Origin of the sequence: Deinococcus sp. JMULE3, assembly GCF_013337115.1 — a bacterium.
Lineage (GTDB): Bacteria > Deinococcota > Deinococci > Deinococcales > Deinococcaceae > Deinococcus.
The window spans coordinates 537,742-557,984 of the sequence record NZ_SGWE01000004.1 but is presented as its reverse complement, the minus strand read 5'-3'; the positions used below and the strand labels follow the sequence as shown (position 1 = coordinate 557,984).

The 20,243-nt window shown below is 72.0% G+C and carries 21 protein-coding genes; 7 read left to right on the top strand and 14 right to left on the bottom strand.

Features of this window, described 5'->3' with window-relative positions; genetic code table 11:
• Positions 1-154: 154 nt before the first annotated feature.
• Positions 155-358: a helix-turn-helix domain-containing protein gene (locus EXW95_RS05480; protein WP_046842889.1), complete on the top strand. Its 204-nt coding sequence runs from the start codon at positions 155-157 to the stop codon at positions 356-358.
• Between the two features lie 26 nt (positions 359-384).
• A complete protein-coding gene (locus EXW95_RS05475) occupies positions 385-1,137 on the top strand; it encodes a hypothetical protein (RefSeq protein WP_371809929.1) in 753 nt (250 codons plus the stop codon).
• Here the strand turns inward: EXW95_RS05475 and EXW95_RS05470 are convergent.
• The 4 genes from EXW95_RS05470 to EXW95_RS05455 are packed head-to-tail and all read right to left on the bottom strand — an operon-like array spanning position 1,076 to position 4,855.
• Entirely contained in the window at positions 1,076-2,035 is a 960-nt protein-coding gene (locus EXW95_RS05470) for a phosphotransferase (protein WP_174366612.1), read from the bottom strand. The genes EXW95_RS05475 and EXW95_RS05470 overlap by 62 nt on opposite strands.
• Entirely contained in the window at positions 2,032-3,291 is a 1,260-nt protein-coding gene (locus tag EXW95_RS05465) for a cytochrome P450 (protein ID WP_371809928.1), read from the bottom strand. Before EXW95_RS05465 ends, EXW95_RS05470 begins: the two co-directional genes overlap by 4 nt.
• Entirely contained in the window at positions 3,288-4,208 is a 921-nt protein-coding gene (locus tag EXW95_RS05460; RefSeq protein WP_174366611.1) for a DivIVA domain-containing protein, read from the bottom strand. Before EXW95_RS05460 ends, EXW95_RS05465 begins: the two co-directional genes overlap by 4 nt.
• Complete coding sequence (locus tag EXW95_RS05455; RefSeq protein ID WP_174366610.1) at positions 4,205-4,855, bottom strand: alanine racemase; 651 nt, start codon at positions 4,853-4,855, stop codon at positions 4,205-4,207. Before EXW95_RS05455 ends, EXW95_RS05460 begins: the two co-directional genes overlap by 4 nt.
• A gap of 316 nt (positions 4,856-5,171) precedes the next feature.
• Here EXW95_RS05455 and EXW95_RS05450 point away from each other — a divergent pair, with 316 nt between their 5' ends.
• The 4 genes from EXW95_RS05450 (at position 5,172) to EXW95_RS05435 (ending at position 11,417) form a co-directional block, all read left to right on the top strand.
• Positions 5,172-7,763 (top strand): outer membrane protein assembly factor, encoded by a 2,592-nt coding sequence (locus EXW95_RS05450; RefSeq protein ID WP_174366609.1) that lies wholly within the window; start codon positions 5,172-5,174, stop codon positions 7,761-7,763.
• Positions 7,764-7,866: 103 nt separating this feature from the next.
• Complete coding sequence (locus EXW95_RS05445) at positions 7,867-9,429, top strand: NFACT family protein (protein WP_174366608.1); 1,563 nt, start codon at positions 7,867-7,869, stop codon at positions 9,427-9,429.
• A gap of 59 nt (positions 9,430-9,488) precedes the next feature.
• Complete coding sequence (gene panD / locus EXW95_RS05440; protein WP_174366607.1) at positions 9,489-9,851, top strand: aspartate 1-decarboxylase; 363 nt, start codon at positions 9,489-9,491, stop codon at positions 9,849-9,851.
• Between the two features lie 210 nt (positions 9,852-10,061).
• Positions 10,062-11,417 (top strand): HD-GYP domain-containing protein, encoded by a 1,356-nt coding sequence (locus tag EXW95_RS05435; RefSeq protein WP_371809927.1) that lies wholly within the window; start codon positions 10,062-10,064, stop codon positions 11,415-11,417.
• Between the two features lie 218 nt (positions 11,418-11,635).
• Here the strand turns inward: EXW95_RS05435 and EXW95_RS05430 are convergent, their stop codons facing one another.
• The 10 genes from EXW95_RS05430 to ccsA form a co-directional block, all read right to left on the bottom strand.
• Entirely contained in the window at positions 11,636-12,547 is a 912-nt protein-coding gene (locus EXW95_RS05430) for a carbohydrate kinase (RefSeq protein ID WP_174366606.1), read from the bottom strand.
• Positions 12,548-12,755: 208 nt separating this feature from the next.
• On the bottom strand, positions 12,756-13,250 hold the full coding sequence (locus tag EXW95_RS05425; RefSeq protein ID WP_174366605.1) for a GNAT family N-acetyltransferase: 495 nt from the start codon (positions 13,248-13,250) through the stop codon (positions 12,756-12,758).
• A gap of 8 nt (positions 13,251-13,258) precedes the next feature.
• Positions 13,259-13,855, bottom strand: coding sequence for a ubiquinol-cytochrome c reductase iron-sulfur subunit (locus tag EXW95_RS05420; protein ID WP_371809926.1), 597 nt, complete (start codon positions 13,853-13,855; stop codon positions 13,259-13,261).
• Positions 13,852-14,904, bottom strand: a complete 1,053-nt coding sequence (locus EXW95_RS05415) for a c-type cytochrome (RefSeq protein WP_371809925.1) — start codon at positions 14,902-14,904, stop codon at positions 13,852-13,854. Before EXW95_RS05415 ends, EXW95_RS05420 begins: the two co-directional genes overlap by 4 nt.
• Positions 14,901-15,383, bottom strand: coding sequence for a cytochrome c-type biogenesis protein CcmH (locus EXW95_RS05410; protein ID WP_174366604.1), 483 nt, complete (start codon positions 15,381-15,383; stop codon positions 14,901-14,903). The genes EXW95_RS05415 and EXW95_RS05410 overlap by 4 nt, the downstream gene beginning before the upstream one ends.
• Entirely contained in the window at positions 15,380-15,970 is a 591-nt protein-coding gene (locus tag EXW95_RS05405) for a TlpA disulfide reductase family protein (RefSeq protein WP_174366603.1), read from the bottom strand. The genes EXW95_RS05410 and EXW95_RS05405 overlap by 4 nt, the downstream gene beginning before the upstream one ends.
• Before the next feature lie 40 nt (positions 15,971-16,010).
• Complete coding sequence (locus EXW95_RS05400) at positions 16,011-17,984, bottom strand: heme lyase CcmF/NrfE family subunit (protein WP_174366602.1); 1,974 nt, start codon at positions 17,982-17,984, stop codon at positions 16,011-16,013.
• Between the two features lie 43 nt (positions 17,985-18,027).
• Positions 18,028-18,504 (bottom strand): cytochrome c maturation protein CcmE, encoded by a 477-nt coding sequence (ccmE, locus tag EXW95_RS05395; protein ID WP_371809923.1) that lies wholly within the window; start codon positions 18,502-18,504, stop codon positions 18,028-18,030.
• Between the two features lie 2 nt (positions 18,505-18,506).
• Entirely contained in the window at positions 18,507-18,638 is a 132-nt protein-coding gene (locus tag EXW95_RS20970; protein ID WP_256435001.1) for a hypothetical protein, read from the bottom strand.
• Positions 18,631-19,338 carry a cytochrome c biogenesis protein CcsA gene (gene ccsA, locus EXW95_RS05390; RefSeq protein ID WP_174366600.1) on the bottom strand — a complete coding sequence of 236 codons (708 nt, stop codon included), beginning with the start codon at positions 19,336-19,338 and terminating at the stop codon, positions 18,631-18,633. Before ccsA ends, EXW95_RS20970 begins: the two co-directional genes overlap by 8 nt.
• 141 nt (positions 19,339-19,479) lie before the next feature.
• On the opposite strand from ccsA, the gene EXW95_RS05385 reads away from it, so the two are divergent.
• Entirely contained in the window at positions 19,480-20,181 is a 702-nt protein-coding gene (locus tag EXW95_RS05385; RefSeq protein ID WP_174366599.1) for a hypothetical protein, read from the top strand.
• Positions 20,182-20,243 lie beyond the last annotated feature (62 nt).

The following is a 20,243-nucleotide window of genomic DNA, read 5'->3' as shown; positions in this document are numbered from 1 at the left end:
TTGAACCGACTGCACCTCATCCCCTGTACGCCGCGCTGGAGCGGCGGGCCGGGCGGTGCGTCCCTGAAACCCATGCCGCGCGTGCTTGCCGGTATCGACATCGAATCTGAACGGGGCTGCCTGCGGGCGGCCCCGCTGCGTTGAAGGAGGTCACATGACCCTGAACGACCAGTACCAGAACATGCCCAAACTCCTGAAAGTCAGCGAGGTGGCCGACTTCACCGGCACCCACGAACGCACCGTGCGCCGCTGGATCCGCGACGGCCGACTGAGCGCCGTCGAGCACCCCAGCGGACTGCGCGTCCCCAGGCGCTCCCTGTGGCGCTTCCTGGGTCTGGACCTCGCCCTGAGCGCGTAGCCGGGGCGGCTGGCACAATGGCGGGCGTGACCGACCCGCCGCGTGACCACCTGCTCGAAGACCTGCGCGCCGCCCTGAGCCTGCCGACCCCCACCTTCCGCGCGGCGGACCTGTCCCTCCCGGCGGGCCTGACCGCCGCGCAGACCGAGGAGGCCGCCGCGCTGGCCCTTCACTGGGGCGCGCCCCGCGCAGCGCTCGCCTGGAGTCGTGACCCGCTGCGTCGCGCCGCCGCGCACCTGCGCCTGGGTGACCCGACCGCCGCACGCGCCGAACTGGCAGCCGAGGCGGACGGCGCCCGCGTGGCACTCCTGCGTGCCCGGGCCGCCGCGCTTGACCGTGCCGCCGACGCGCCCGCGCTGGCCGACCACGCGCGCACCCAGGCCCGCCGCGCGGGCGACAGTGCCGCCCTGATCGCCGCCGTGAGCCTCCTCGCAGAAGGTCAGCAGGCGGACCCGTACGCGGCCCTGCGGACTCTCGCCGAGGGCCTGAAGGTCGCCGAGATCACCGGGCAGAGCGCCGACCCGCACCTGCTGGCGGTGCTGGCCCACACCCAGGCGCGCCTGAACCCCCGCAAGGCCCAGTCGACCGCCGCGAAGGCGCTCGACCGCAGCGCGCCGCGCAGCCCCGCGCGGGTGCTGGCCCTGCTGGCCCTGGCCCGCCCCGACGATGCCCACGCCGAGGCTCAGGCGGGTGACCTGCACCCCCGCTGGTGGGCGTTCACCGCAGTTCCGACGCCGCCCATGCCTGGGGGAACGGCACGTACGGGGGCGGACGGATGAACGCGCGGGGGCCTGGGTTGCCGCGCAGGTACACGCTCTCGTAGACCCACACGTTCCGCTCCTGCAGGGCGGCGTACAGCGCCACACCCAGCCGCAGTTCCTCAGCGGACAGGGGGAGGTGCCCCCGGTAGGCGCGCAGGAACGTTCCGCCCAGGACCGGGTCGAGGCGCAGGCTGAGGTGCAGCGCCCGCACGACCTCCCACGCGCGGGGGGCGAGGCGCGGCTGCTCCCAGTCGATCACCGAGGCAGGCACGCCCCCCAGGAAGAAGACGTTCCCGTCGTGGAAGTCGCCGTGCACGAACCGTAGAGGCAACGCGGGCAGATCGTCGGGCAGCGGCGAGGTCCGCAGGTGAGTGAGGCGCTGCCGGGTGCGGTCCAGCGCCCAGCCGTCCGCCGCGTCCGGGTGGGGGAGGGCCAGGATCGCCGTCTCGATGACCTGCAGGCGCTCCAGGGTCGCCGTCACGCCTGCCGGAGGGGAGAGGGGGGGCACCTCGAACGGCACCGCGTCCGGCAGGCGTGCGTGCAGGTCCGCCAGCAGCGCCCCAAGGCCCGCCGCGTGCTCCGGGGTCAACGCGGGACGCGGCACGGGCGTGCCGGGCGCCACCTCGAACAGCGCCGCCCAGCGGTTCCCCAGTCGGGCCAGCGTGCCGCCCCCGCGCGTGATCAGCACCTCAGGAGTGGGCAACCCGCAGGCGCGGGCCAGCCGCACGGCGCGGTGTTCGACCTCGGCCCGCTCGCGGTGAGGATCACGGTACACCCGCAGGTGGAACGCCCCCGACGCCGCCTGCACGCGCCAGGCGGCGTTGATGCTCCCGCCGCCCAGCGGGGTCAGCGCTGCTAACGGCCCGACCGGCCAGACCGCCGCGACCTCCGCCGCGAGCGGGCCGGTGGGGGTCACCCGGCCTGCACGTCCAGCCGCGCCAGTCCCCGGATCACGAAGCCCCCGGTGTACTGCCCCGGCTCCTGCGGGTCCACGAGGCGCAGGTCCGGCAGGGCGCGGCACAGCGCCCGCAGGCTCAGGGCGAGTTCAAGCCGGGCCAGCGGCGCGCCCAGGCAGTAGTGGATGCCCAGCCCGAACGTCAGGTGCGGGTTCGGATCGCGGTCCAGGCGCAGCTCGTCCGGCGCGTCGAAACGCTGCGGGTCGCGGTTTCCGCTGGCGTACAGCAGGCTCACGCGGTCGCCGGGTTTCAGGTCCGCGCCGTGCAGCGTCAGGGGTTCCAGCACGATCCGTTCGAACATCGGCAGGGGCGTGTCGAAACGCAGCAGTTCCTCGACCGCCCGGCGGAACACACCCAGGCTGTCCGGCTCATGCGCCTGCGCCACGAGGCCCTCCCAGTGACGGCGGTCGCGTTGCAGGGCCAGCACGCCCGCCGTCAGGCCGTTCACGCTGGCCTCGTGCCCGGCGTTCAGCAGGAGGATGCAGGTGTCGATCAGTTCCTGCTCGGTCAGGCGGTCCCCGCCTTCCTCGGCCTGCACGAGCGCCGTGATCAGGTCGTCCTGCGGCTGCGCGCGGCGCTGCGCGACCAGTTCCCGCAGCAGCGCGCTGAAGTCCAGCACGGCCTGCTCGGCCTCGTCCTGATCGGCGGGCGTGGGGGCGGGTTCGTACAGCTTCACGATCGACGCCGACCAGGGCCGCAGCTGCGCGCGGTGCTCGTGCGGCACGCCCAGCAGCTCCGCGATGACCGTCACGGGCAGCGGCTCGGCGTAGCCCTCGACCAGATCGAACGGCCCCTGGCGCCCCAGGTCACGCAGCTGCGCGTCCAGAATCACCTCGATCCGCTCCGAGAGGGCCTCCACGCGGCGGGGCGTGAACGCCAGCCCCACCAGCGACCGCAGGCGCGTGTGCTTAGGCGGCTCGCTGTCCAGCAGGTGATTGCTGTTGAACGCGTCGAAGTTCGCCTGCCGGGGGTCCGGCAGCGGCCAGCCCAGCTCGTCGCGCGAGAAGCGGTGCAGGGCGCTGCGCCCGAAGCGCCGGTCGCGCAGCACGGCACTGATGTTCGCGTGCCGGGTCAGCACCACCCGGTTCATGCCCGGATCGAAGAACACCGGCGTCTCGGCCCGCAGCCGCGCGAGCAGCGGGTAGGGGTCCCGCACGAACGCCGGGTCCGCCACCGGCAGCGCGAACGTCGGCAGGGCAGAGGTCAGGGCGCTCACAGGAACTGCTGCGCCTCCAGCCGCACGGGTCGGTCCTCCGGCTCGGCCTTCGCTGCGGGGGTCGCCACCGGGTTGACCAGCGCGTGCCCGGACAGCGGGGCCGCCCCCGCGACTGGCATCCCCGCGACTGGCGCCGCCTGAAGAGTCGGTTCCGTCGGCGCCGCCTGGGCCGCCGGGGTCGACTCCTGGGCCGCCGCGTTCGGGGCCGCCGCGTTCGGGGCCGCCGCGTCCGGGGCCGCCGGGGGCAGCTCGGCCGGGGCGGCGCGCAGCTGATCCAGACGCGGCGCCGTCAGGGCCACGTCCTCGGGTGGGGCGTGCCGCGCGGCGAGTTCCGAGAACGACGCCACGAGCGCCCGGTACCCGCTCAGGAACTGCGAGTACTCCTGCCGCGCCGCCGTCAGACGGGCGTTCAGGTCCGCGTGCCGCTCGCTGAACGCCCGTTCCAGTTCCGCCAGCCGCGCCGCCTGCGCCCGTTCGCGCTCCAGCGTCAGCGTGTGGTGGTCGCGTTCCAGATCCGCGAACCGTCCCCGGAACGCCGCTTCCAGCGCCGCGAGGCGCGCCTGATGCCCGGACTCCAGTTCCGCGCGGCGCGACTCGACCTCACGCATCAGCCCGTCGCGTTCAGTCGTGGCCTGCGCGACCATCAGGTCCGCCTCGCGCGCCGCGTTCTCCCGCAACTCGTGCGAGATGCGCTCGGCAGCGATCACGGCCCGGCGGATCTCGTCCTCGTTCTGCCGCTGGGCCTCCAGTTCCTTTTCCAGCATCGAGACGCGCTCAAGGGTCAGCTGGTGCTGCTGCAGCTGCGCTTCGAGATCATCGGCCAGATCGTTCAGGAAGGCGCGCACGCCACTGCGTTCGTACCCGCCCATCCGGGTGGGGAATTCCTGGTGACGCACATCAAGAGGGGTGAATTTCACGTGAACAGACTCCTTCCCACCCTGACCAGGGTGGCTCCAGCCGCGACGGCGTGCGGGTAATCCCCGCTCATGCCCATGCTCAACTCTGACAGACCCAGATCATGCGCGCGCCGGGCCGTGTCCGTAAACAGGTGCTTCAGCCGCGCGTCGCGCTCGGTGGGCGGCAGGTCGTCCAGGTCGGGGGCCATCACCATCAGTCCCCGCACGGTCAGCCCGGTCGCCTGCACCTCGCGCAGCGCACCCGGCAGCTCGTGCCCCTCCAGGCCGTGCTTCTGCGCCTCGCCGTTGTGCAGCTGCAGCAGCAGCTCCGGCGCGCGGCCCCAGCCCTGCGCCGCCTGCGCGATCGCCTCGGCCTGCCACGCCGCCTCGATGGAATGCACCAGCGAGACGTGCCGCAGGTACTTCACCTTGTTGCGCTGCAGCGACCCGATGAAATGCCATTCCAGGTCCGGGCGCAGCGTGGACTTGTCCCTCAGCTCCTGCGCGCGGCCCTCGCCCAGCGGGAACGCCCCGTATGAGAGCACGCAGCGGTCGATGGCGTCCAGGTCCTGACCCTTCGTCACGGCGACCAGCCGCGCGCTGCCCTCGGGGCGGCCCGCCGCCGCCTCGGCCGCGCGGATGCCCGCCAGGACCTCCGGGAGGCTCATGGGTGCACCCCGGCGCGGCCGCGCACCCGCTTACATGATGGTTTCACGCGCGCATTCTCACCCGGCGCCCCCCCACCGCTCAAGCGGAAGCTTCACGCCCCGCCGGTGTCCCGTCAGGAAGTTCTCATGCCCACTCCTGCCTGCCCAGGCCCGCCGCCCAGGACGGACGCCGCGGCCCACAAGCCCACCGCACGCAATCTTCACCCTTCTCAGGCTTGACCCCGCAAATGTGAGCGAAGCTGCGTACGCCCGCAGTTCCCAGCCCGCGCCAGCAGCCAGGGAACGATGTCCAAGGGTGTGCGACACTAGGAGAAGCATGCGACACCCCCTGACGCTCGCCGTGACCGTCCTTCTTGCCGCGCCCGCCGTCGCCCAGACCGCAGGCACCGTGCAGGACGTGACCGTGGTCGGCACCAGCGAACTGCTGGCCAACTTTATCCGCGCCACCCTCAGCACCCAGACCGGCACGCCCCTGAGCAGCGTGAACCTCCGCCAGGTGGAACAGGAGGTCGTCGCCAGCGGGTACTTCAAGAGCGCCGTCGCCGAACTGCGCAGCGTGGGCGGCAAGGACACCCTGGTCATCACGGTCGTTCCCAACCCCACCATCAAGGACGTCACCATCACCGGCCTGACCTTCCTGCCCGCCGAGGGCTTCAAGAAGAGTGTCGCCGACCTCCTGAACATCGCCCCCGGCGCCACCCTGAATGGCCAGCGCATCGACGAGGCCAAGACGGCCCTGGCGCAGAACTTCCAGCAGGAAGGCTACCCCTTCGCGCCCAGCATCAGCGCCGAAGTGAAGACCGAAACCGACGGCAGCGTCACCGTGAACTTCGTCGTGGAGGAAACCACCCCCATCACCCGCGTGGAGGTCGACGGCGTCACCCTGCTGCCCGCCACGCAGGTCAGCGCGATCTTCAAACCCCTGTACGACGCCAGACGCTTCACGCCCGACGCGTACTACGGCGCCGTGCAGCAGCTCCAGCAGGCCTACGACGACGCCGGGTACCTCCAGGCCGGCGTGGACGTCGCGGGCAGCACCCTGGAAGGCGGCGTGCTGAAAGTCAGGGTCATCGAGGGCCGCGTGCAGGCCGTGAACCTCGACGATCTCGGCAACCCCCAGGTCACCCTGCAGACCCAGGCCGGGCAGCCCATCAGCCTGAGCAAACTCCAGGCGGACGTCCGCACCCTGTCCAACCAGACCGGCAAACCCGTGGGCTTCGCCATCCAGCCCGACCCGCAGAACCCCGCGCAGGTCAACGTGTTCTTCGGGTCCGCCGGCGTCGAGACCGGCCCGGTCAAGGCGGTCGTCATCCAGGGCAACACCCTGATCCCCACCGCGACCCTGCAGGCCGCCGTGAAGACCGGCGTGGGCGACGTGTACTCCCCGCAGCTGGCCCAGCAGGACTTCATGGCGCTGCGTGACGCCTACCGCAAGCAGGGCTACGAGATCAGCACCCGCGACGCGATCAGCTTCAAGGACGGCACCCTGACCTATGCGGTGCGCGAGGTGAAGGTCGCCGCGTACGAACTGCAGTGGCAGGGCGCGCACAATACCAAGGACCGCGTCATCACCCGCGAACTGCCCGCCCCCGGCAGCGCCTTCAACCGCAACGAACTGAACGCCGCCATCGGCCGCATCGCCCGCCTGGGCTTCGTGCGCGTCACCACCGAGAGCGTCCGCGCCGACCCGCAGAACCCCGAGAGCATCACCTATGTGCTGGGCGTCGCCGAGACCAAGACCGGCATTCCCGTCACGCTGGGCCTGACCTACGACCAGTTCAACGGCGGCTTCGCCGGGGACGCCGGGTACACGAACAGCAACGTCTTCGGCCTGGGCCACAACCTGACGGCCAGCCTGGGCGGCCAGCAGAACGAGGCCGGACAGAACCTCGTCGGGAACGCCAACTACACCATCCCCTGGCTGGACGTGGACTTCCTCGACTTCCGCAAGACGCCCACCAGCGTCAGCTTCGGGGTGGGCAGCAACGTCAACGGGAACAACGCCCTGTTCAGCAAGGACACCGACACGCCGGCCCGCGCCGACACCGGCTGGGACTACACCACCCGTGACACCGGCTTCAGCGTCAGCGCCGGGCGCAGCCTCGCGAAGAACCTGTCCGGCAGCGTCGGCGTGGGCCTCAGCTACAAGACGTACTACCTCGAACCGCTCCAGAGCGGCGACAAGAACACCGTCACGTACAAGGACGCCGCCGGGAACGACCAGACCCGCACCTTCACCGAGGCAGACGCCGCCGCGCTGGTGCCCGACACCAACCTCACGACCCGCCTGTCCAGCGGCCTGAGCTACGACAGCTCCACGGGCGGCGAATTCCCCGACAGTGGCGTGCGCGCCAGCGTCGGCGCCGCTTACAGCTTCGGCCGTCAGGGAGAGACGCCCCTGCGCTGGACCACCCTGAGCGGCGGGGCCAGCACCTACTACGGCTTCGGCCGCACCATCGAGAAGGACCTGGGCGTCAGCAACAAGCAGCAGGTGTTCGCCGTGCGCGCCAACGCCGGGACTGTCCTGGGCCTGGACACCGCGCCCGCCGGAACCGGCTACGCCATCGGCGGCGGCAGCGTGAACACGCCCTTCCAGCTGCGCGGCCTGAAGGACGGCGAACTGTTCGGCACGAACTACTTCACCACCAGCGCCGAGTACCGCTACGACTTCGGCCTGAAAGCCGGGATCGCGCAGGGCCTGTACGGCGTGGTCTTCGCCGACGCCGGAACCGCCTGGGGCGGCAGCGCCACGAATACCGACCCCAGCCTGAAGTACGGCTTCGGGGCCGGCGCGCAGCTGAACCTCGGGATCGGGGGGGCGCTGCTGCCCAGCCTGCGCTTCGACTACGGCTTCAGCCCCCAGACCGGCACCGGGAAGTTCTACTTCCGCATCGGCAACTTCTGGTAAGCCACTGACCTGCCCTGCGCGGGCCGCCCCGGCAGCATGGCCGGGGGCGGCCCGCGCGCTAGCATGCCCGGATGACGTTCCCCCCACCCCCCGGAGGCCGCCCGTGGAAGGCCTGATGCTGGCGCGCGTGCTGCGCGACCTGACCGCGCAGTTGCCGCTGCGCACCCTGGGCTGGGCCTTCCCGGACGAGACGACCGCCGCGCTGCTCCTCGACGGCCCGCGGCTGGGCGGTCAGACCAATCTGGTGCTGTCCTACCGCCCGCCGCAGCCCGTGGTGTACCTGTCGCGCGAACGGCTGCGCGGCGACCCCCGCAGCCCCTTCCAGCGTTTCCTGGCCGCGCGGGTGCGGGGGGACCTGCTGCGCGCCGGGCAGCTGAAGCTCGACCGGGTGATCGCCCTGAATTTCGCGGGCGAGACCGGTTTCGTGGACCAGCCCCCCACCCGGCTGCTGTTCGAGGTGACGGGCCGCAACGCGAACCTCCTCGTGCTGGACGAGGGCGAGGGTTTCGAGGGCCGCATCGTCATGGCCGCGCGCGAGATCACCGGCAGCCGCAACCGCTTCCGCACCATCCGCACCGGGGGGCGCTACACGCCGCCGCCGCCCTACGAGAAGCTCGACCCGCGCACCCTGAGCCCCGAACAGGCGCAGACCCTCCGGCACGTGCCCATCGGACGCTGGCGCGAGCAGCTGGACGGCATGGGACCCCTGCTGGGCGCGGAACTCGCCCGCCGGGCCGACCTCACCCCCGACAGCCCGCCCGGCGAGGCGTGGGCCCAGGCCCTGGCCGCCGTGCAGTCCCTGGTCACCGACCCGACCGTCAGCGAGGGCGCCCTGCAGGACGGCGCCCGCGAGGCCGCGCGGGGCGAGAAGGCCGCCACCCTACGCAAGTCGCTGCGCGAACCGCTCGACAAGCGCGTGACGCTGCTGCGTAACCAGCTCGCGGACGTCACCCGCGCCGAGGCGGGCCTCACGGACGCCGCCCGCGACCGGGAGGAAGCCGACCTGCTCATGGCCTACGCCCACACGGTCCCCACCGGCGCCAGCAGCGTGCTGCTACCCGCCTTCGACGGGACCGGCGAGCGGCCCATTGCCCTGGAACCCATGCTGAGCGCCGTGCAGAACGCCGAGAAACGCTACGCCCGCGCCCGCCGCCGCGAGGACGTGTACCTGCGCCTCGCCGAACGCGAGGAGCCCCTGCGCGCCGAACTGGCCGAGGCCGAGGCCCGCGTGCAGGCCCTGGACACCGCCGACCTGCCCGACCTTGAAGCCCTGAACACCCGCGTGCAGCAGGAACGCCCCGAGAAGAGCCCCTACGGCACGCGCTTCACCACGCCCAGTGGCCTGGAGGCGCTGGTGGGCCGCAACAACAAGGAGAACGCCACCCTGACCCACCGCGTCGGCCGCAGCATGGACTGGTGGTTCCACGCGCAGGGCTACCCCGGCAGTCACGTTCTCGTGCGCAGCGGCGCACGCGACCTGGACCTGCCGGACATCCTGTACGCCGCCCGGCTGGCCGCCGCGAACAGTAAGGCGCGCGGCAGCAGCAACGTGCCCGTGGACTACACCCGCATCAAGCACGTCTGGAAACCACGCGGCGCGCCCGCCGGACAGGTGCACTACACCGACCAGAAGACCGTGTTCGTGGACGGCACCCTGCCCGAATAGGCCCCGGACCGTGACCGGCGGCCCGGTGCGCGGCCCGGCACCGCGTACAATGGCGGGTCGTGGAACGCATCATGTTCAGGGCCAAGATTCACCGCGCCACCGTCACCCAGGCCGACCTCGACTACGTCGGGAGCATCACCATCGACCAGGACCTGCTCGACGCGGCGGACATCCTCGTGAACGAACGGGTGGACATCTACAACATCACCAACGGCAACCGCCTGAGCACCTACGCCCTGAGCGGCCCGCGCGGCAGCGGCGTGATCGGCATCAACGGCGCCGCCGCGCACCTCGTGAACCCCGGCGATCTCGTGATCATCGCCGCGTACGGCCACTACAGCGACGAGGAAGCCCGCGCGCTGGAACCGCACGTCGTGCACGTGGACGCCCGCAACCGCCAGATCCAGCTGCAACCCGCCTGACCGCCGGGCGCCGCCCAGACGGCGCCGCGACGGCCACCTTCCATATACTCCACCGAGAGAGAGGCGCCGGGGTTCCATTCCGGCGCCTCCGCATGTCGTTCAGGCCGGTCTGGATGGGATGCGGCCCCGGTCTGCACACCGCTGTGCCCCACTCCGGGGGCGTGTCGTTAAATCTTTAACAGTCGTTAATCACGGTGGTATGCTGACCGGGTGCCCCGTTCGCCCATCTGGTCCACCCTGGTGCTGATCGGCGCTGCTGCACTGATGGTCTACGCCGCATGGCAGCACCACCCTGCCCTGATGGCGGGCGCCGCACTCACCATGGCGGCCGCCACCGTCAGCGCCTCCGATCTGACCCGACTGCTTCCCCTGGCCGCGTACACCGTGGCCTTCCTGATCTCACTCGTGCTGCCCGGCGCCCGCCTGGGCCCACTGGACCTGCTCGCGGCCCTGCTGACCCTGGGCGGCCTGGGCTTCCGCATCCTGCAGGAGCAGGCGACCGCCCGGCAGCTCGCGTGGCAGCGAAACACCATCGCCGCGCTGCACGCCGGCAGCGAACGCCTCGCGGACGCCCGCGACGCCGACGCGATCATCAGGGCGGGCATCGGCATCCTGGACAAACTCCAGGTCGCGCCGAACCTCGCCTTCGTCGCGTACCGGCAGGGTACTCCGCACATCCTGGCCGCCAAGGGCGCCTTCGAACCGTTCCTGGAACGCCCCATCCATCCCAGCGACAACGACAGCCGCAGCGTCCAGGCGGACCACTGGGTGGCCGAGGAAGCCCTGGCCCTCCTGAAGAAACCGCAGCGTCGCCACTACCACGTCGCCCCGGTGTACGGCCGCGCGTCGAACCACCTGGGCGTGCTGATCATCACCCGCAGCACCCCGGAAGCCTTCGACGACGAGGAAAAGAGCGTCGTGGCATCCTTCGCCCGCCTGCTCGGCGCGCAGCTGGGCCAGTGGAACGCCATCCGCGACCTGCGCGACGCGAACGACCTGACCCTGCGCTCGCTGGGCGCCGCGCTGGAACACCGCGACGACGACACCGGCGGGCACACCAGCCGCGTCGTGAACCTCAGCGTGCGCCTCGCGCGGCGCCTGGGCTGGGACGAGGATCAGGTCAAGGCGCTGCGCTGGGGCGCGTACCTGCACGACCTGGGCAAACTCGCCATTCCCGACGCGGTGCTGCACAAACGCGGCCCGCTGGACCACGAGGAACGCCGCGTCATCCAGACGCACACCACCATCGGCTACGACATGCTGCAGGACCTGCACTTCCTGCCCGCCGAGACGCTGGACCTCGTGCGGTACCACCATGAACGCTGGGACGGCACCGGGTACCCCAGCGGCCTGCGCGGGCAGAACATTCCCGACACCGCGCGGCTGTTCACCATCGTGGACGTGTTCGACGCCCTGACGAACGCCCGGCCGTACAAACCCGCCTGGACCCGCGACCGCGCGATCAGCGAGATCCGCCTGCAGGGCGGGCGGCAGTTCGATCCGCAGTATGTGGATGCCTTCCTGCGCATGATGGCCGAGCACGACGAGGCGCACCTCGTGGTGTGATACGGACTCCGGTTGAATGGCTGACAAAGCCGTTCAACCCGAGCGGACTCGCAGAGCTGCGCAGCAGCGCGAGCAGGAGAGAAACGGGTTCCGTCTGTTTCGTTGACAACCCGGAACGACACCGGGTTGCCAACTCCACGCCCGGAACCCGTATGATCCCTGAACGACAGGAGGGCGGGGCCGCGTGCTGGACAGCGGCCCCGCCTTCACATCCGGGTTCAGTCGAGGTCGAGGTCCGCGCGGGTGGGGGCGTACGCCCCGGCGTGCGCGCAGGCGGCGGCGGCGGCGGCCAGACCCACCCGCAGGTGCTCGGTCCACAGGGCGCCGGCGTTCTCGGTGGCGCTGACGAGCAGCCCGGCGCACAGGGCGTCCCCGGCACCGACGGTGTCCACGACCTGCACGGGCGCGGCCGGGAGGTCGGCGCGGCCCGCGCTGTGGTACAGGCTCGCGCCCTGCGCGCCGCGCGTGATCACGATCGGGGCCTTCGCGTTCAGGCCGCGCAGGCGCCGCATGACGTCGTCCTCGGACTGACCGGGGAAGAAGAACGCGAGGTCCTCGTCACTGAACTTCATCAGGTCGGCGCGGCGGGCGACCTGCTCGAACACCGCCGGGTAGTCCGGGTGGCGGTGCGTGATGCGGGCGTTCGGGTCGAAACTGATGCGCACGCCGGCCGCGCGGGCCGATTCGATCAGGCCCAGCAGGGTGTCCGCCAGCGGCCAGCGGCTCAGGCTGATGCCGCCCACGTGCAGCCAGCGGGCCGCGCGCAGCCAGCCGTCCGGGAGGCGGGTGGGGTCGAAGTGCAGGTCGGCGCTGTTCTCACCCAGGAAGCGGTACGCGGGTGGATTCGCGGAGTACACGACGGCCATCAGGGTGGGCGCCGGGACGCGCTGCAGGAAGCGCAGGTCCAGCCCGGCGTCCTGCGAGGCGCGGGTCAGGTCGTCCCCGAAGTTGTCCCCCCCGACCGCGCCCGCGAAGGCGCTGGGCACCCCCAGGGACGCGCAGGCCCGCGCGACGTTCCACCCGGCCCCGCCGGGGTGGGCGTGCCAGGCGTTCCCACCGGCGGTCACGAGGTCGGTCAGGGCCTCACCGGCGCTGACAATCAGGGGCAGGTCGTTCTGGGGCAGGGACATGACCCTGTCATCCTAGCGTGATGGTCACGAGACCACTCCTGGGCGGCCCCGCGCCTGTCTGACCTGCCCGGTGGGGGAGGAGTGACCGTAAGCCCGCCGCGCCGATCATGGTCCGATCATGCCCCCGGTGGCACCCTGTGATCAGGCGGGGTTCGGACCACTTCCGGGGGGGAGTTGAAGGTCCGGACCCGCCAAACCGTTATGCCCGTCAGGCCCGGTTCACCGGCAGGCGGTAGCGCACCACCCGGAAGTCGAAGACCTCCCGTTCGTCCACCGGCTCGAATCCGAACGTCTCGTATAGGCGGCGCAGGGCGGGGCGACTGGCCGCCGTATCCAGCTTCAGCCAGGGCCGACCCGACGCGCGCGTGACCTGCACGGCGTGCTCCAGCAGCGTGTGCGCCAGCCCCTGCCCCTGGCAGGCGGGGTGAACGGCCAGCTTGTGCAGGTACAGCGCCTCGCCGGGCGGATCGTCCGGCCAGAAGGGCGGGTCCGACTCCAGCAGGCTGAACGCCCCGACCGCCGCGCCGCCCCGCCACGCGACGTGCCACGTCGGGGCCGGGTAGTGCCGCGCCAGCCGCTCGGGCGTGACGCTCGCGGGTGGCCAGAGGGTGCGGCCCAGCGCCTCCTGATGCCGCGCTGTCGCCTCCACCACCCCGGCGGCGGCCTGAAGGTCCCCCCGCGTGAACGGCACGAGTTCAGTCATGCCCGGCATTATCCGGTGTACTCGGGCGCCGCCTCGATCCCGGTCGCCCAGACGTCCGCGCCGCGCAGCTCCAGCCGCACGCGGGGCAGGGGTGCCAGGGCCTTGCCGAACACCGCCTCGCCCGCCTTCAGGGGGTCGAACACCGAGTAGTGGCAGCGGCAGCCCAGCTGCGGGTGCTCCTGCCCGCCGGGCGCGCGGTAGTTGAACGCGAAGGCCAGCACCTCGGCGTCCCGCACGAGGTTCACGTTGCAGCCCAGGTGCGTGCACACCCGCGAGAAGCCCGCCAGATGCCCGCCCGGCACCGCCAGCGACCCCCGAGTGGCGACGGGGAGGCGCAGCAGCGTGCAGGGCCGCCCGGCGTACGTGAAGGTCACCTCGGCCCAGTCGGCGCCCAGGTCGGCCAGGGCCGCCACGCGCTGCGGCGGCGCCGCCTCGAAGGCGGGCTCGCCGGGCGTGCGTTTGCCCAACGTGACGCGGGTGGCGTACCAGCCCATGTACCCGAAGGTTCCGGCCGTTCCGGCGACCGGTAGCAGCCACCAGCGTTCCAGCAGCGCCCGGCGCGTCACGCGGCGCGCCCGTGGGGGGGTGGGCGCGGGGTCGCTCACTGGCCCTCCCGCTGCCAGCCTTCGAGCAGCGTCAGCAGCGCGTCCAGTTCATCCGCTTTCAGGTCCGGGTAGGCGGGCATGGCGCCCTTGCCCTGCGTGATCACCTGCGCCAGCGCCGCGCGGGTCAGGGTGGACGCCCGCAGGCTGGGGCCGGTCCCGCCGCCCCCGCCCGGTCCGTGGCAGGACGCGCAGCTCGCGGCGTACACGCGCAGGGCCGGGTCGCTGGTGTTCAGGCGGGCGCGCAGCGCCGTGATCAGGTCGTCCGCGTCGCGGCCCTTCGGGTCCAGCGTGCGGTAGCGTTCCAGCGCCGCCAGCGCCGCCTGATCCTCACCGAAGCGGGCCAGCGCGAAGCCCAGCAGCAGCTGCGATTCCGGCTCCTGCGGGGCCAGCTGCGCGCCGGTGCGGATCAGCAGCGCGGCCCGCTGGGCGTCCTCGGCGCTGATGGCCTGCCCGGTCTGCTCGCCGCGCGTCAGGAGCAGGATGCCCAGGCGGCGCAGCGCCTCCGGCTGACGCGGATCGAGTTTCAGGGCGCTGCCGTACGCCGTGACCGCCTGATCGAAGGTGTTCGAATCGAACGCCGCCTTGCCCCACGCCAGGTACGCTTCCTTCGTGCCGCTGCGCTCCGCCTGCGCCTTCAGGCCCGGCAGTTTCAGCACCGCCTGCACGTTCCCGGCCTCGTTGGGGGTCAGGCTGGCCAGCTGCCAGCGGGGCACGAACGTCACGGCGCCCACCACGGTCAGCAGCGCCGCGCCGCCCAGCAGCCCCAGCGCCAGCGTCCGGGTGCCGGGGCGGCCCTGCGGGGCGGGCGGCAGGGCGTCCAGGCCGCGCAGGGCCAGCGCCGCGCGCCGCTCCAGGTCCGGGCGGCGCGACTCGTCGGTCAGGGCCGCGAGCTCGGCGTACAGCCGGTCCCGTTCGGCCCCCAGGCGCGCGCGTTCCGCCGCGTCCGGATCGTCCGGCGTGCGCGCCCGCAGCGGCTCGGTCACCAGCCACACGCACGCGAGCGCCACGAGCGCCAGCAGCAGCACGTTCAGCAGCACCGGGCCGGTCACGAGTCACCGCCCCGGCGGGTGTCGCGCTGCACCTGCGCGAGGTACGGGTCGAAGCCGCCCGCGTCGTTCAGCGGTTCGTCCGGCAGGGTCGCCGCCGGGCGGCTGCGGCGCAGGAACGCCCACAGCACCCCACCTCCGGCCGCCAGGGCCGCCAGGGGCGCGCCCCACAGCAGCAGGTTCCGGCCACTCTTGGGCGGGTCGAGCAGCACGAAATTCCCGTACCGCTGCGAGAAATACACGTAGATGTCCGAGTCGCCGCGCCCCTGCGCGACCTGCTCGCGGACCGATTCACGCATCTTCACGGCGATGGTGCTGCGCGAGTCCGCGATGGACTCCCCGGTGTCGCACAGCGGGCAGCGCAGGTTCTTCTCGATCGCCAGCGCCCGCGCCTCCTGCGCCGGGGTCAGGGTGGGCGCCGTCTGGGCAAGCGTGACGGCCCCGCCCAGCAGGGCGCCCGTGAGCAGCAGCGCGCGCCTCATAGGCCGGGCACGCCGATCTTCTCCAGCCCCACGTTCAGGCGCTCGCGGGTCAGGCCGCCGCGGTCCATGTGCTGCACCACGCCGTCCTTATCGATGAAGACCGTCTCGGGAATGCCGCTCACGCCGTACTCCAGGCCCGTGTTGATGCCGGGGTCGCGCAGGTTCGGGTACGCCAGCGCGTACTCCTGAATGAACTGCCGGGCGTTCCCCTCGTTCGTCTCGTTGAACAGGATGCCCACGACCGCCAGCCCGTCCCCGCCGCTCTGGCGGGCGCTCAGCTCGCGGAACATCGGCGCCTCCTCGCGGCACGGACCGCACCACGACGCCCAGAAGTTCACGACGACGGGTCGGCCCCTGAGGCTCGCCAGGGACAGCGGCGTGTCGTCCAGGCTGGTCAGCGTGAACGCCGGGGCGGGCTTGCCGACCAGCGGCCCGCCGGTCTGGTCGTTGCTGGCCGGGGTGCGCAGCGCGACCGCCAGGACCGCCACCAGCGCGAACGCGATGGCCGGGGGCAGCAGGCGACGCCACAGCGGCGCGGGGGTTGGGGATGCAGGGGACTTCGGGGCAGAGGGGGTCGATTCGGTCATCACAGCTCCGGGAAGGTCAGGCAGGAAGGGGAGGAGGGGATCAGTCGGTGGCGGGTGCCAGTCGCGCCGGGGCGGCCTGGGCAGCGCGGCGCGGCGTGACGAGCGTGAACGCGGCCCCCACGCACACGAGGAGCGTGCCCCACCAGATCCACGACACCAGCGGCGATTCGATCAGGCGCACGCTGGCCCACTGGCCCTTCGGGTCCACGCCGGTCATCACGAGGTACGTGTCGCCGGTCAGGCCGTAGCGCACGGCCGGGGAGGGGAAGGGCGTGTCGCCGCCCTGCGTGTACGTGTTCAGGCGGGCGCTGAAGGGCCGCCCGTCGATCAGCACGCGCGCCACGATGGACCGCCCGTCGGGCCGGGTGACGTTCTCCAGGGCGGTCAGGGTCAGGTCCTCGTTCAGCAGGTGAACACGCTGGTTCATGTTCAGCGTGACCTGCGCGTCGCGGCGGTACGTGCCGCTGAACGCCAGCCCCAGCGCCAGCACGATCAGGCCCGCGTGGGACAGGTACGCCCCGTAGCGGCGCGGCTGCGCGCGCAGGGTGCGGCCCAGCCCGCCTGCCTGCCGGGCCGCGCGGGCCGTCAAAAGCCCCAGGCCCAGCAGGTTGTACGCGCTCAGGGCCACCGTCGCCAGCACGCCGGGGTGGCGCACGCCCAGCGCCAGCGCCAGCAGCGCCGCGCCTGCCCCCGCGATCAGCAGGGGCCGCAGCGCCCGCCACAGGCCCTGGCCGTCCGCGCGCCGCCAGGGCAGCAGCGGCCCCACGCCCATCAGCAGCAGCAGACCCAGGCCCAGCGGAATGGCGAACGCGTTGTAGAACGCCGGGCCCACGCTGGCGTCCCGGCGGCCCTGCACGGCCTCCACGATGGTCGGGAACAGCGTCCCCACCAGCACCATCACCGCGAACACCACGAACAGCCAGTTCCCCGCCAGGAACGCGCCCTCGCGGCTCAGCGCGGCGGGCGGGTCGTTGTCGTCCCGCAGGTGCGGCGCGCGCCACGCGGCCAGCAGCGTCCCGGCCAGCAGCAGGAACGCCAGGAAGCCCAGGAACACCGGCCCGACCGGGCCGCCCGCGAAGGCATGCACGCTCTGCACGATGCCGCTGCGGTTCAGGAACGTGCCCAGCACGGTGCTCGCGTACGCCAGCACGATCAGCCACACGTTCCACGACCGCATCAGGCCACGGCGTTCCTGAATCTGGATGGAATGCAGGAACGCCGTCGTCAGTAGCCACGGGATGAAACTCGCGTTCTCCACCGGGTCCCACGCCCAGTAGCCGCCCCAGCCGAGCGTCTCGTAACTCCACCAGCCGCCGGCCACGATCGCCGCCGTCAGCAGTGCCCAGGCGACCAGCGTCCAGCGGCGCGTCACGACCACCCAGTGGTCCGACAGGCGACCCGTCACCAGCGCCGCCACCGCGTACGCGAACGGTACGCTCAGACCCACGAAGCCCAGGTACAGCAGGACCGGGTGCACCGCCATCATCCAGTGGTTCTGCAGCGCCGGGTTCGGGCCGCGCCCGTCCGCGACCAGCGTCGCCACCGGCGTGAACGGCGAGGCGACCGTCGCGCACACGCCTACGAAGAACACCAGACTGGCGAACATCGCCGCCAGCGCCCAGGGCCGCAGCGCGTCGCGGCGCAGCGTGACACTCAGGATGAACGCGTACCCGGCCAGCAGCCACGCCCACAACAGGATGCTGCCCTCCAGCGCGCCCCACAGGCCCGTGACCTTCACCCAGGTCGGCGAGGCCCGCATGGAATGCTCCGCGACGAAGCGCACCGTGAAATCGTCCCGCAGCAGCGCCGCGAGCAGCACCAGCGTACTCAGGCTGACGAGCGCGAACACCGCCCAGGTGGCCCGGCGCGCGGCCTCCGTGACGCGCGGATCACGCCGCGCCCCGCCCAGCAGCGCCAGCAGCAGGCCCGCCACGCTGAACAGCAGCGCGCCCAGCAGGCTCAGCTGCCCCAGCGCGCCGGACGCACTGGACGTCCATGAGATCAGGTTCAGCACATTCACTCCCACCGCGCCGCGCGGGCGCGGTCCACCCACGGCCTCAATCGGCCGACTTGATCATGTCCTTCAGCTCGGCCTGCGTCTTCGGGACGTTGTACTCCTCGCTGTGCTTGACGACCAGATCCGTCGCGTGGAACGTGTCCCCCTGGAACTCGCCGCGCACCACGACCCCCTGGTCCTCCTTGAACAGGTCCGTCACCGCGCCCCGGTACTGCACCGGGTAGCTGACGCTGCCGTCCGTGACCGTGAAGCGCAGGTCCAGCGTCTGAGGCTCGTACTGCACGGCCTTCACCAGCCCCCCGATCCGCACCGGGCGGCCCTGCAGCTGCGCCTGCTGCTGCGCGTACTCGCTGGGCGTCACGAAGTACTCCAGCGACTTGTTCAGGTTCCCGAACGCGATGGTCGCCGTCAGGCCCACCAGCGCCGCCACGCCCAGCACGACCGGCAGCGGGCTGCGCTTACGGCGCCGCGCCTGTGGCAGCGGCGTCAGGGGCGCGGGCGATTCAGGACCGGGCACGCTCAACGGGGGGCCTCGCTGGCGTCCTCGCCACGCACGGCCCGCAGCCGCACCCATATCCACGCCAGATAACCGATCAGGACGCTGAACGTCGCCAGGTAAGAGAACAGCACGTACCAGAAGTACTTATCCACGGGCCACCTCCAGACCGCTCACGCCGGTCAGTTCGCGTTCCTCACGCGCCTCCTCACGGGCCGCCAGGATGCCGCGCAGGCGCAGCAGGAAGAAGTACAGCAGCGTGAACGACGCCACGCTCAGCAGCAGCGTCGGCAGGTACACCGGCGCGGCGTCCCAGCGCACGCCACCCAGCAGCTTCAGCGTCTGCGTCTGGTGCACGCCGCGCCACCACTCCACCGCCATGTAGTTCACGGGCACGTACAGCGTCCCCACGATCCCCACCACCGCCGACACCCGCGCGCGGCGCTCGGGGTCGTCGATCAGCGACCGGATCAACAGGTACCCGCCGTACACCACCAGACTCAGCGCCGTGGTCGTCAGCCGGGCGTCCCACACCCAGTACGTGCCCCAGGTGGGTTTGGCCCACAGCATCCCGCCGACGATGGTCGCCAGCGTGAACAGCAGCCCGATCTCGCCGCTGGCCATCGCCAGCCGGTCCCAGTGACGGCGGCGCTGGATCAGGTACAGCAGCCCGAACAGGCCCGTGCCGCCGTACGCGAGGTAACTCAGCCACGCCTCGGGCACATGCACGAACATCAGCCGCACCAGCGACCCCATGTTCAGATCCAGCGGAGAGGTCAGGCTCAGGCCCAGCACCACCGCCAGACCCAGGAGGCTGGCCGCGCCCAGCACGGTCGTCGTGACGTCTCTTTTCATATCGCTCCTATTGTGCCGTCAACGCCGGGCGGGGAACCGTGAGGCCCGCCGCGCAGCGGTCATTTCCGGCCCGCAGCATCGCGCCCCACGCCCCAAACCGGCAAGTGCGAGTGTCCCCGCCACGCTATCCTGCACGCACCCATGACCCGAATCATGCCCGCCGCGCTCCTCGCGCTCAGCGCCCTGCTGCCCGCCTGCGCCCCCGCCCAGACCGGCCCCCTGCCCGACCCCACCACGTACCGCCCCGGCCCCGCCGACGTCGCCACCCTGCCCGACCTGGGACCGGTCGGCCGCTGGATGATCACCAAGACGCTGGAACCCGCCACCTGGCTGGGCGAGCGGGTCGGTGACCGCACCCTGCGCGAACCCATCAACGTCCTGATCCTCGACCGGACCTCCGCGACCCCCGAAGCCGCCACCGCCCGCCTGAACGCCGCCATGACCGCCGCCGGGTACGGCCCGAAGAACATGCACAGCGACGGCTACAGCGGCCAGCTCGGCGAGCGCCTGTACGCGCAGCTGCCCCCCAGCGGCAAAGGCCTCGCGTTCAGTGACGGCCCCTGGTACGTCAGCAACCACCACGGCCGCGTGTTCGGACCCGCCCCCATCCAGGGCGGCTACCTGTTCAGCGCCGCGTTCAGCCTGGAGGACATGCGCTGGCTCCCCACACCCGGCCACACCTACAACAGCTTCAAGGCGACCCGCGAGGACCTCGCCACGCGCCTGACCGCCACCGGGATGTACCGCCGCGCCGCGAACGTGGACCTCGGCAACCGCCTCGACACCCCGCAGGAGACCACCGGCGACCACGACGGACAGGCCGCGCTGCTCACCACCCCCTGAGAAACGCAGTCAGGAGGCCTCGGGGAATGTTCCGCCGGGGCCTCTCCTGTCTTGCAGTCACA